Raw genomic sequence first — 11,553 nt, 5'->3', positions numbered from 1 at the left:
TTATGCTCAGACCATTTATTTTATAGTCAGAGCAAACGATTTCCTGTCTTCTAAGAAGCCTTCAAGATAATCATTCGGATCTATTTTACCAACTCCGGCCGGGGTACCGGTAAAAATGACATCACCTTTTTTCAATGTAAAATACCGGGATACGTAGGCAACGAGCTCATCCACTTTCCAGAGCATCAGGTTCGTATTGCCCTTTTGCACCGCTTCTCCATTCTTTTCCAGGCGGAAATTGATGTTGTTTATATTGGTGAACTCATCTTTTGGGCGCCACTCCCCGATCACGGCAGAACCGTCAAAAGCCTTGGCTTTTTCCCAGGGCAGCCCCTTTTCCTTGAGTTTTGCCTGTACGTCTCTTGCCGTAAAATCTATTCCCAGGCCTATTTCGTCATAATATTTATGAGCAAACCGGGTATCGATATGTTTTCCTACCTTGTTTATTTTAACGAGTAACTCCACTTCGTAATGCACATCGTCGCTAAAATCCGGTATGTAAAGGACCTTTTCCCTGTGCAGGGCAGAATCCGGCTTCATAAAGATCACCGGCTCCGCAGGCTTTTCATTGGCCAGTTCCTCGATATGCTCGGTGTAGTTCCTCCCTATGCAGATTATTTTCATTTGTATAATATGGTGATTATTGGACTTAGAACTTTAAGACATAGGACGTATGACTATCTTAAAAAGATGAAATATCTAAAATCACCCAATAATCTCAGGTCTTATATCTTAAGTCCTGTTGTCTTACGTCTGCTTTTCATTTTCAGGTATTCAGGAAAGTTTGTTATTCAGTTTCCGCAATTTGATCGCGGTCAGTACTTTTTTAGTGTAGAGCGGAAAATCGGCATTTAAGATCCAGCCGAAATAACCCGGTTCTTTTTCGAGTACTTCTTCTACCAGTTTCCCCTTGTGTTTACCGAAACCGAACATTTCTTCCCCCTGTTCGTTAAACACGATATACCCGGCAAAGTCTGCCGTTTGTTTTCTCGTAGTGAATTCAGAGAGAAACTTAATGTCATTTTCCAATTGGTCATACCGGTCGAGCTGTGATTTCAGCACTTCGTAGGTTGCGGTGGTATCGGCCTCTGCAGAATGGGCATTGGCCAGGTCTTTATCGCAATAAAATTTATATGCGGCTTCCAGGGTCCGTTTTTCCATGAGGTGAAAAACGGTCTGTACATCCACGGCGAGACGGTTTTTCATATCAAAATCCACATCGGCGCGCAACATTTCCTCGGCCAGCAGCGGAATATCGAACCTGTTGGAATTATATCCGGCAAGGTCACTGTCCTTTATCATATTATAAATCTCCCTGGACAATTCCCTGAATGTAGGTTCGTTTGCCACCTTTTCGTCTGTGATGCCGTGAATGGCGGAAGAGGGTTCGGGTATGGGCATTTCCGGGTTTACCAACCAGGTCTTACTCTCTTTATTGCCGTTGGGGTATACTTTGAGGACCGATATTTCAACGATCCGGTCTTTGGCTACATCGGTTCCTGTCGTTTCCAGATCAAAAAAACAGATGGGTCTGGTAAGTTTAAGTTCCATTACAAATACTAAAAATTTCTTATCCTTAAATCACGGTAAAGATACAGATTGCAAAAGAAAACCCCGAACAATGTTCAGGGTTTTTTCATAAGGATATATGATCTCTTATCCGGATACAAGACGATGAGTCATAAGTCCTGCAGTCTTACGTCCTCAAACAACAGCTTGAGATTTTATATGGTCCTGTCCGGATCCCAGGCCTCGAGATAGTCGGCCACACGCTTGACGAACATACCGCCCAGCGCCCCGTCAACTACCCGGTGGTCATAGCTGTGGGACAGGAACATCTTATGCCGTATTCCTATAAAATCGCCTTCGGGGGTTTCGATTACTGCAGGCATCTTTCGTATGGCCCCCAGGGCGAGTATGCCCACCTGAGGCTGATTGATAATAGGTGTTCCCATAATGCTGCCAAAAGTACCTACGTTGGTCACCGTATAAGTACCATCCTGTACTTCGTCCGGTTTCAGCTTGTTTTCCCTGGCTCTTTTTGCCAGGTCGTTAACCTGTTTGGCCAGTCCCACAAGATTCAGCTGGTCTGCATTGCGGATTACCGGAACGATGAGATTGCCATTGGGAAGGGCTGCCGCCATACCCAGGTTGATATTTTTCTTTTTGATGATCTTATCACCGTTCACAGAGATGTTCATCATGGGGAAATCGCGCAACGCCCTGGCCACTACTTCCATAAATATCGGGGTAAAGGTCAGTTTTTCACCTTCGCGTTTTTCAAACTCTCCTTTTTTCTTATTGCGCCAGTGGACAACATTGGTGACGTCCACTTCCACGAAGCTCTGCACGTGAGCCGAGGTCTGCACGCTTTGTATCATGTGATGCGAAATGAGTTTCCGCATCCTGTCCATCTCGATGATCTCGTCTTCTCCGCTTATCACCGGGGGCACATGTACCATTTCTGCCTTCTTGCCGGTTTCTTTTGCCGGGCCTGCTGCCTGTACAGGCTCCTGTTTTTGTGTTCCGCGGTTTTCGAGGTAACCGAGAATGTCGTTCTTTGTTACCCGCCCGTCTTTTCCCGTACCGGATATACTTTCCAGTTCGTCAAGGGATACCCCTTCTTTTTTAGCTATATTTTTTACCAGGGGAGAATAGAACCTTTCGGAAGCAGAAAAATCTGTCGCTTCTGCTGTAACAGGTGCTGTCGTTTCTTTAGCAACCTCCACGGTTTTCTCTACTTCGGCCACCATTTCCTCCGGGGCACCTTCCTGCTCTCCTCCTTCCACCACTTCTCCGTTCGTCTCGATCACGGCAATCACCTGTCCTACCTCCACCACATCATCCACATCAAAACGTTTTTCCAACAACACTCCATCCACTTCGCTGGGCACTTCCGAATCTACCTTGTCCGTAGCTATCTCCAAAACCGCCTCATCCATCTCAATGGTATCTCCCACCTCTTTTAGCCATGATGTAATGGTTGCTTCTGCAACACTTTCCCCCATTTTGGGCAATTTAAGTTCGAATTTTGCCATATCAATAATTTAAAGATGCTTTTTTGTTTTTCGATTGCGAAATTAATCAAAATAACTGTTTTTTATTGAAAATAAACCACTTTTATTTCTTTACAGCTATTTCCCACCTCTTTTAGGATAAACCTGTCTTAATCTGAACGTTGAGAGTCCGTATTTAAGGTTACAAGTTACAAGTTGCAGGTTTGAATTTAACTTGTAACCTGTAACCTGTAACTTTCGCCCCCCCTATCCTTTCAGGGAATTTTCAAACGGGATGCGATGCAAAATACTGCGCCCCAGGGTGATCTCATCCGCGTACTCCAGTTCGTCCCCGATGGCTATACCTCTTGCGATCGTGGAAGTGGTTACACCATAGGGTTCTATCTGTTTATAAATATAGAAATTGGTCGTATCGCCCTCCATAGTGGAACTCAGGGCGAAAATAATTTCCCTGATCTTCCCCTCTTTCACCTTATCCACCAGGGTTGAAATATTCAGATTATTCGGGCCGATACCGTCCATAGGCGATATTTTTCCGCCCAGCACATGGTACAGCCCCTTATACTGACTTGTATTCTCTATGGCCATGACGTCGCGTATGTCTTCTACCACACATACCAGGGATTCGTCGCGTTTGGGATTGACACATATTTCACACAAATCGGTATCGGAAATATTGTGACAGCTCCTGCAGTATTTCACTTCACTTCTCAGGTTCCGGAGCGCATAAGACAGCTTTTCGGTCTGTTCTGCCGGCTGCCGGAGTAAATGCAACACCAGCCGCAGGGCTGTTCGCTTGCCTATACCAGGCAACTGCGACACTTCCCGGACCGCATTTTCCAATAATTTAGAGGAGAATTCCATACCCGCAAAAATACGAAATTCAGGGTAGAGTTCAACCCGGGCCTATAAGATAATTGAGTTAATTTGATCATGTGCCCAGGTGACAATTCTACAACTGGCACCCTTCGGCTCTGCCCGGCACATCGCCTTGACTCATCAACACATTGATTAAAAATTTCATACGGACCTGAAAAACAACCAGGGTATCCGGATAATCATTCTTTTTTGTACTTTGGTCGCTCAAAAAACCGGGCTCTTTTATGCAACCGACATATATACTTCTCATTATAGCTGCCTATTTCGGAGTGCTGATCCTTATATCCTACCTTACCGGAAAAGACGAAGACAGCAACGAAACCTTTTTTAAGGCCAAACGGCAATCGCCCTGGTATGTCGTAGCCTTCGGGATGATCGGGGCATCGCTGAGCGGGGTTACCTTTATTTCCGTTCCGGGATGGGTCGAGGCCTCGAAATTCAGCTATATACAGGTCGTTTTCGGGTATATTCTAGGTTATTTTATTATAGGAACGGTACTCCTGCCGTTGTACTACCGCCTCAACCTCACTTCCATATACACCTATCTCGGTGAACGCTTTGGCCGTAGCAGTTATAAAACAGGGGCCTCGTTCTTTCTCATTTCCCGGGTGGTAGGTGCCAGTTTTCGCCTGTTTCTTATCGCCAATGTGCTGCAGGTGATCATTTTTGATGAAATAGGAATCCCTTTCTGGGCCACGGTAACCCTGACCATTATACTGATATGGCTCTACACCTTTAAATCGGGTATAAAGACCATCGTCTGGACCGATACGCTGCAAACCCTTTTTATGCTCATTGCCGTGGGGGTGGCCACATATTCGGTCTATCAGGACCTGGGTGTTGCCGATGTCGGGATCGTAAAATACATATCGCAAAGCGAGCTGTCCAAAATGTTCTTTTTCGACGACTTTAAAAGCGCCGATTACTTCTGGAAACAATTCTTTTCCGGAGCCTTTATCGCTGTGGTGATGACCGGGCTGGACCAGGACATGATGCAAAAAAACCTCACCTGCAAAAGCCTGAAAGACGCCCAGAAGAATATGTTCTGGTTTACCGTAGTACTCGTTATTGTCAATTTCTTCTTTCTGTCCCTGGGATTGCTTCTCACCGTATACGGACAACAATACGGCATCGATGCCCACAAGGACGACCTGTTTCCCGTCCTGGCTAAAAATCACCTGGGCACAGGGGTTTTTGTGTTTTTCCTCATAGGGCTTATCGCTGCGGCATACAGCAGTGCGGACAGTGCGCTTACTTCGCTCACCACTTCGTTCAGTGTGGATATCCTGAATATCGAAAAAAGATATGACGAAAAGAAACAGATCAGGATCAGAAAGCAGGTACATATACTTACTTCCATCGTACTCATCCTTGTCATTATTACATTCAAATATATTATCAGGAACGAAAGCGTCATTGCCAAACTCTTTGTCTTTGCCGGATACACCTACGGTCCCTTGCTGGGATTGTTCAGTTTTGGCCTGTTCACTAAGTGGAAGGTCTATGACAAACTGGTTCCCCTTATTGGTGTGCTTTCTCCCATACTCTCCTATATTATTGCAGATCGCGCACTGGCCTGGTTTGGTTTTGAATTCGGGTTTTTCATCCTTATCCTCAACGGGTTTCTAACATTTTTCGGGCTGGTATTACTGATAAAGCACAGCTCCCCGAAACACCCGGTTACATCTTAAATGTTTATCTTTATTCCTGGCAAAACCATTTTAAGCAAAAAAAATGACTGACCAGGAACAAATCGTTAAAAACTATATCGAGGCGTACAACAATTTTGATATAGAAGGTATGCTCAATGACCTGCACCCGGATATTCTTTTTGAGAATGTTTCCGGCGGAAAAACAGATCTCACCCTCCGCGGAATCTTCGATTTCGAACAGCAGGCCCGGAAAGCCATAGCTTTTTTCAGCCAAAGGAAACAGGCCATTACCTCCATAAACAAAAACAACAACACGGTAACGGTTGACATCAACTATACCGGCATCCTGGCTCAGGATCTCCCAAACGGAATGAAAAAAGGTGATACTATAACATTGAAAGGCAGATCTATCTTCGACTTCAAAGACAGAAAAATAACACACATCCGTGACGAAAGTTAATGACTCCAAACCTGAACACAATCTCCCCCGGAAACATCTTTTTGTATTGCTGACATAGGGCTGTCACTGGCCATCTTTAATTTGGCACATACATAAAAACTTGTTTCTCATGGAAAAACTAAACCTCACCAAAGCACATAAAAAATATTATACCGCTAAGGGCAAACCCGAAATCGTTGAAATTGGCCCGGTGCAGTACCTCTCCATCACCGGAAAAGGCGATCCTTCTGCGCCTGAATTTACAGAAAGAATACAGGCGCTTTATCCTATCGCTTATACGATCAAATTCATGTTTAAAAAACAAGACAGGGATTTCGTGGTCCCGAAACTGGAAGGGTTGTGGTGGTATGACGAGCGTAAATTCCCAAAACTCACCCCTGCCTCCACCCCCACAGAAGTTCCCAGGGAAGAATGGTTCTACCGCCTGTTAATAAGAATGCCAGACTATGTTTCAGAAAAAGAAACGAAGGAAGCTATCATATCGGTACTATCAAAAAAAGGGCCCTCCATCGCCAGAGATGTACACCTGTTCCGGATGCACGAAGGAAAATGCGTTCAGATGCTTCATACAGGCCCCTTTTCCTCGGAACCCAAAACCCTTCAGCAAATTATTTCTTTTATCCGGGAACACAACCTGAAGAAAAACGGCCACCACCACGAGATCTACCTGTCTGATTTCAGAAAAACTCCCCCCGAAAGACTGAAGACCATTCTCCGGGAACCCGTAAAATGAGTTTATGTGATCCTTCGACTGTACCCAGAACGGCAGGCTGAACGAAGACTGAGGTTGATAATCGGTATCCGGTAATCAGTAATTAACGTGAATAATGGATAAGCTCTTTGAAATGAAGGTGGTTTAAACAATACCCTTATTTGAATTTTTCCAAAGAGCTCCTCCCTTCTTCTGAAGGGAGGTGGTCCCGATTTTAATCGGGATCGGAGAGCCTGTCCCGAGATATCGGGAGTTTGAAAGCCCAAGCTATGGGAAAAATATAAAAATTCAGAGTTATACCTAAGGTTTGGGCCAGGTCAAACTCCCCGTCCCGCAAGCGGGACACCCCTACTTCGACAAGCTCAGCACGTGTCTTCGCCTGAGGAGGGGAGCCTTTTTTCTTATCCATTATTCACGTTAATTAACCGGAACACTGAATACCGGTTACTGATTACCGAGCACCCCGTTTTTCCACTTATAACACATTTGCCCTTCGGAAAACACCTTTCGTATTGCATGCTTGATTACTTCCCCTTATCTTTGCATCTTAAAAACCGAAAATTAATGATTGAGATTACCCTACCCGATGGTTCTGTAAAGGAATTCCCGAAAAATTCCACTCCTATGGACGTTGCCAAAAGCATCAGTGAAGGTTTGGCACGAAATGTCATTTCTGCAAATTTTAACGGCACAACGGTAGAAACGGTAACCCCGCTCACAACTGATGGTAATCTCGTGTTATATACCTGGAAGGACGACGAAGGCAAAAAAGCCTTCTGGCACTCTTCGGCCCACGTACTGGCCCAGGCCCTGGAAGAACTCTATCCGGGTGTAAAACTCACCATCGGCCCGGCCATAGATCACGGTTTTTATTACGATGTTGACCTGGGGGGCAAGACCATATCAGAAAAAGATTTCCCGGCCATAGAACAGAAAATGCTCGAGATCGCCAAGGGGAAATACGACTATAAAATGCGCTCCATTTCCAAAGCCGACGCGCTCGACTATTATAAGAAACAGGGAAATGAATATAAAGTAGAGCTCATCGAAAACCTGGAAGACGGCACCATTACTTTCTGCGACCATTCCACATTTACCGATCTCTGCCGCGGCGGGCATATTCCCAACACCGGCATCATAAAAGCGGTGAAACTGCTCAATACGGCCGGCGCTTACTGGCGGGGTAACGAGAACAACAAACAACTCACCCGGATCTACGGGGTGTCCTTCCCGAAGCAGAAAGAACTCAAGGAATACCTCCACCTCCTGGAAGAAGCTAAAAAGCGGGACCACAGGAAGCTGGGGAAAGAACTGGAGCTATTCACCTTTTCGCACAAGGTAGGACAGGGACTTCCCTTGTGGCTGCCCAAAGGGGCCGCATTGCGCGAACGCCTGGAGAACTTCCTGAAAAAGGCCCAGAAAAAGGCGGGATACGAACAAGTGGTATCGCCACATATCGGGCAAAAGGAACTCTATGTCACTTCCGGGCATTATGCCAAGTACGGGGAAGACAGCTTTCAGCCTATTCACACGCCCCACGAAGGTGAGGAATTCCTGCTGAAACCCATGAACTGCCCGCATCACTGTGAAATATACAATGCCAGGCCGTGGAGCTATAAAGAACTGCCCAAGAGATATGCCGAATTCGGCACCGTTTATCGCTACGAACAAAGCGGGGAACTGCACGGGCTCACCAGGGTAAGAGGCTTTACCCAGGACGACGCCCACATTTTCTGTACACCCGACCAGCTCGACGATGAATTCAAGAACGTGATCGACCTGGTGCTCTATGTGTTCGGTTCGCTCGGCTTTGAGAATTTTACCGCACAGGTATCCCTCCGCGATCCCGATACTCCGGAAAAATACATCGGGAGTGACGAAAACTGGGAAAAAGCGGAAAATGCGATCATTAATGCTGCCAAAGAAAAAGGCCTCAACTATGTCATCGAGACCGGGGAAGCCGCTTTTTACGGCCCGAAACTCGATTTTATGGTCAAGGACGCCTTGGGAAGAAGCTGGCAGTTGGGTACCATACAGGTAGATTATAACCTGCCCGAACGTTTTGACCTGTCTTACAAGGGCAGTGACAACGAAATGCACCGGCCAGTAATGATCCACCGTGCGCCTTTCGGAAGTATAGAACGTTTTGTAGCCATTCTTCTGGAGCATACGGCAGGGAATTTCCCGCTGTGGTTAATGCCTGAACAGGCTATTATTCTCTCTATCAGCGAGAAATATGAAAAATATGCTGAAAAAGTTTTAATTTTATTGGAAAATTACGAAATTCGCGCCCTAACCGACAACCGAAACGAGACGATCGGCAAAAAGATCCGGGAAGCCGAAATGAACAAAATTCCCTATATGTTGATCGTCGGTGAAAACGAAGAAAAGGAAGGTACTATTTCGGTGAGAAAACACAGTGAAGGTGATGTGGGAACCCTTACGGTAGACGCATTTGCCAAACTGGTAGAAGAAGAAATAAACCGAACTTTAAAACAGTTTTAAAAAACGAAGTTTAATTAAAAAATCTGTAAGCCATAGCAATTAAAAGAAGATTTAACAGAAACCGGCGTCCGCAACGAGAGGATAAAAATCCGCACCGGACCAACAGGGATATCCGTGTTCCGGAAGTACGACTGGTGGGGGACAATGTAGATACCGGCGTATACCCAACCAAAGCAGCCCTTGCCAAAGCTGAAGAACTGGAACTGGACCTGGTGGAAATTTCACCCAAGGCCACGCCCCCTGTTTGTAAGATCATGGATTACAAAAAATTCCTTTACGAACAGAAAAAGAGGGAAAAGGCGTTGAAAGCAAAGGCCGCCAAGATTGTAGTCAAAGAGATCCGCTTTGGCCCCCAAACCGATGAACACGACTATGAATTTAAAAAGAAACACGGCGAAAAGTTCCTGAAGGACGGCGCCAAGCTCAAAGCATATGTGTTTTTCAAAGGGCGTTCCATCGTGTATAAGGACCAGGGTGAAATATTACTCCTGAGACTGGCCCAGGACCTGGAAGAATACGGAAAAGTGGAACAGATGCCCAAATTGGAAGGCAAACGGATGACTATGTTCATCGCACCGAAGAAAATTAAAAAATAAGCGAAATAATTAAAATAGTTTAGGAATTATGCCTAAGATGAAAACCAAATCCAGTGCCAAAAAGCGATTTAAGCTCACAGGTTCCGGAAAAATTAAAAGAAAGCACGCTTTTAAAAGCCACATTCTTACAAAGAAGAGCAAAAAGCGTAAGCTGGCGTTAACGCACAGTACCCTGGTACACGAAAGTGACGTTAACAGTATCAAAGAACAATTGCGTTTAAAATAATTGTTCTTTCGGTTAGTATTATTGTATAACCCTGGAGTCAGGCAAATAGATTTGAGATTTTAGATATTAGATCTGAGATTTTAAATCCGGTTCCCAAATGACGGTCCCTGAGTGGAGCCGAAGGGAGCCGAGGGAAAGTGCCGGTTAACGGCCGCCTGCTACAAAAAAACAGAAAATTATGCCAAGATCAGTAAATTCAGTAGCTTCAAGAGCCCGTAGAAAAAAGATCCTTAAACAGGCCAAAGGCTACTACGGAAGACGTAAAAACGTTTGGACCGTTGCCAAGAATGCGGTTGAAAAAGCAATGCTATACTCGTACAGAGACCGCAGGAACAAAAAGAGAACTTTCCGCGCACTGTGGATCACCCGTATCAATGCAGGTGCCCGATTGCACGGATTGTCCTACTCCCAGTTTATGGGCAAGGTAAAAGCCAACAACATCGAGCTCAACCGTAAGGTTTTAGCCGACCTGGCCATGAACCACCCGGAAGCGTTCAAGGCAATTGTGGACAAAGTAAAATAAACGTTTATTAATCATATTTCGCTTATCAAAATCCGGTCGTAAAGGCCGGATTTTTTGTTTTCTCCACCGGAATACACAATCTAACAAGGAAATAACACCTCATTAACAAGGAAAATCCTTATTGTACATTACCTTTGCACCTTAAAAATCGCTATTATGGACCTCTCTCAGGTAAAACTGATAGCCACCGATATGGACGGCACCCTATTGAACTCCAAAAGCCAGGTAAGTGACCGGTTTTTTGAGCTTTTCGAAGAACTCCGCAAGCACGACATTCACTTCGTTGCCGCCAGCGGAAGGCAACATCACAGTATCGTAAAAAAGCTACAAAGCATCCGGGACAACATTACCATCATCGCCGAAAATGGTGCTATTACTAGGCAACAGGAAAAGGAATTGCTGGTCACACCCCTGCCCGGCCATATTGTTAATGAAACCGTTTCCCTGCTCCGCCCGATAGAAGATGCCTACATTGTGTTGTGCGGAAAAGAACGCGCTTATATCGAAACAGATAATACCGCATTCGAAAATATGTTCAAAGAGTATTACTACGAATACACCAGGGTTCCCGACCTCACCGAAATAAAGGACGATAAAGCCCTGAAAATCGCCGTATACAGCTTTGAGGGCTCTGAAAAAAACATCTACCCCCATGTACGTCACCTGGAAAGCTCATTGCAGATCAAGGTATCCGGCGAAAACTGGCTCGACGTCTCAAGTATGGATGCCAATAAAGGCCATGCCTTACAGGAACTCCAGAAACTGCTAAAGGTAAAAAAAGAAGAGACCCTCGTTTTCGGAGACTACAATAACGACCTGGAAATGATGGAACAGGCCTATTTCAGCTATGCCATGAAAAATGCTCATCCCAACGTACTGAATGCTGCCAGGTTTCAAACTTTGAGCAATGACGAGCACGGCGTGGAACATATCCTTGAAAAACTGCTGGAAGCCCGAAAAATGGCTGTAACCGGGTTATAGGA

Annotated in this window: 12 protein-coding genes; 8 read left to right on the top strand and 4 right to left on the bottom strand. The window is 45.3% G+C overall.

Annotation, left to right across the window (positions count from 1 at the left end):
• Positions 1 to 15: 15 nt before the first annotated feature.
• From KN811_RS16200 to recR, 4 genes are all read right to left on the bottom strand, one after another.
• Positions 16 to 624: a fumarylacetoacetate hydrolase family protein gene (locus KN811_RS16200; protein WP_187966095.1), complete on the bottom strand. Its 609-nt coding sequence runs from the start codon at positions 622 to 624 to the stop codon at positions 16 to 18.
• Between the two features lie 150 nt (positions 625 to 774).
• Positions 775 to 1,551, bottom strand: a complete 777-nt coding sequence (locus tag KN811_RS16195) for a 3'-5' exonuclease (protein WP_187966094.1) — start codon at positions 1,549 to 1,551, stop codon at positions 775 to 777.
• Between the two features lie 173 nt (positions 1,552 to 1,724).
• Positions 1,725 to 3,038, bottom strand: a complete 1,314-nt coding sequence (locus tag KN811_RS16190; protein WP_187966093.1) for a dihydrolipoamide acetyltransferase family protein — start codon at positions 3,036 to 3,038, stop codon at positions 1,725 to 1,727.
• A gap of 225 nt (positions 3,039 to 3,263) precedes the next feature.
• A complete protein-coding gene (gene recR, locus KN811_RS16185; RefSeq protein WP_187966092.1) occupies positions 3,264 to 3,881 on the bottom strand; it encodes a recombination mediator RecR in 618 nt (205 codons plus the stop codon).
• Positions 3,882 to 4,120: 239 nt separating this feature from the next.
• Here recR and KN811_RS16180 point away from each other — a divergent pair, with 239 nt between their 5' ends.
• The 8 genes from KN811_RS16180 (at position 4,121) to KN811_RS16145 (ending at position 11,551) form a co-directional block, all read left to right on the top strand.
• Positions 4,121 to 5,587 (top strand): sodium:solute symporter, encoded by a 1,467-nt coding sequence (locus tag KN811_RS16180; protein ID WP_187966091.1) that lies wholly within the window; start codon positions 4,121 to 4,123, stop codon positions 5,585 to 5,587.
• 43 nt (positions 5,588 to 5,630) lie between these two features.
• Positions 5,631 to 6,008 (top strand): nuclear transport factor 2 family protein, encoded by a 378-nt coding sequence (locus KN811_RS16175; protein WP_187966090.1) that lies wholly within the window; start codon positions 5,631 to 5,633, stop codon positions 6,006 to 6,008.
• Positions 6,009 to 6,117: 109 nt separating this feature from the next.
• A complete protein-coding gene (locus KN811_RS16170) occupies positions 6,118 to 6,741 on the top strand; it encodes a GyrI-like domain-containing protein (RefSeq protein ID WP_187966089.1) in 624 nt (207 codons plus the stop codon).
• A gap of 543 nt (positions 6,742 to 7,284) precedes the next feature.
• Positions 7,285 to 9,225, top strand: coding sequence for a threonine--tRNA ligase (gene thrS, locus KN811_RS16165; protein ID WP_187966088.1), 1,941 nt, complete (start codon positions 7,285 to 7,287; stop codon positions 9,223 to 9,225).
• A gap of 32 nt (positions 9,226 to 9,257) precedes the next feature.
• The gene (gene infC / locus KN811_RS16160) at positions 9,258 to 9,821 is read left to right on the top strand and encodes a translation initiation factor IF-3 (protein WP_216334905.1); all 564 of its coding nucleotides are present in this window, start codon (positions 9,258 to 9,260) and stop codon (positions 9,819 to 9,821) included.
• Between the two features lie 28 nt (positions 9,822 to 9,849).
• Complete coding sequence (gene rpmI, locus KN811_RS16155) at positions 9,850 to 10,047, top strand: 50S ribosomal protein L35 (protein ID WP_053971854.1); 198 nt, start codon at positions 9,850 to 9,852, stop codon at positions 10,045 to 10,047.
• 178 nt (positions 10,048 to 10,225) lie between these two features.
• Complete coding sequence (gene rplT, locus KN811_RS16150) at positions 10,226 to 10,570, top strand: 50S ribosomal protein L20 (protein ID WP_187966087.1); 345 nt, start codon at positions 10,226 to 10,228, stop codon at positions 10,568 to 10,570.
• A 156-nt stretch (positions 10,571 to 10,726) separates the two neighbouring features.
• Positions 10,727 to 11,551: an HAD family hydrolase gene (locus KN811_RS16145; RefSeq protein WP_187966086.1), complete on the top strand. Its 825-nt coding sequence runs from the start codon at positions 10,727 to 10,729 to the stop codon at positions 11,549 to 11,551.
• The last annotated feature ends 2 nt before the right edge of the window (positions 11,552 to 11,553 follow it).

Source organism: Sinomicrobium weinanense (genome assembly GCF_018863395.1).
In the GTDB taxonomy this organism is placed as follows: domain Bacteria; phylum Bacteroidota; class Bacteroidia; order Flavobacteriales; family Flavobacteriaceae; genus Sinomicrobium; species Sinomicrobium weinanense.
The sequence above is the reverse complement of the archived record's forward strand: the minus strand, read 5'-3'. Positions and strand labels throughout refer to the sequence as shown.

What these genes read in the sequence shown, in the direction of transcription:
- KN811_RS16170 (WP_187966089.1), top strand. Translation starts at nt 6,118, where the DNA reads ATGGAAAAACTAAACCTCACCAAAGCACATAAAAAATATTATACCGCT.
- KN811_RS16195 (WP_187966094.1), bottom strand. Translation starts at nt 1,551, where the DNA reads ATGGAACTTAAACTTACCAGACCCATCTGTTTTTTTGATCTGGAAACG.
- rpmI (WP_053971854.1), top strand. Translation starts at nt 9,850, where the DNA reads ATGCCTAAGATGAAAACCAAATCCAGTGCCAAAAAGCGATTTAAGCTC.
- rplT (WP_187966087.1), top strand. Translation starts at nt 10,226, where the DNA reads ATGCCAAGATCAGTAAATTCAGTAGCTTCAAGAGCCCGTAGAAAAAAG.
- KN811_RS16200 (WP_187966095.1), bottom strand. Translation starts at nt 624, where the DNA reads ATGAAAATAATCTGCATAGGGAGGAACTACACCGAGCATATCGAGGAA.
- thrS (WP_187966088.1), top strand. Translation starts at nt 7,285, where the DNA reads ATGATTGAGATTACCCTACCCGATGGTTCTGTAAAGGAATTCCCGAAA.
- KN811_RS16180 (WP_187966091.1), top strand. Translation starts at nt 4,121, where the DNA reads ATGCAACCGACATATATACTTCTCATTATAGCTGCCTATTTCGGAGTG.
- KN811_RS16175 (WP_187966090.1), top strand. Translation starts at nt 5,631, where the DNA reads ATGACTGACCAGGAACAAATCGTTAAAAACTATATCGAGGCGTACAAC.
- KN811_RS16190 (WP_187966093.1), bottom strand. Translation starts at nt 3,038, where the DNA reads ATGGCAAAATTCGAACTTAAATTGCCCAAAATGGGGGAAAGTGTTGCA.
- KN811_RS16145 (WP_187966086.1), top strand. Translation starts at nt 10,727, where the DNA reads ATGGACCTCTCTCAGGTAAAACTGATAGCCACCGATATGGACGGCACC.
- recR (WP_187966092.1), bottom strand. Translation starts at nt 3,881, where the DNA reads ATGGAATTCTCCTCTAAATTATTGGAAAATGCGGTCCGGGAAGTGTCG.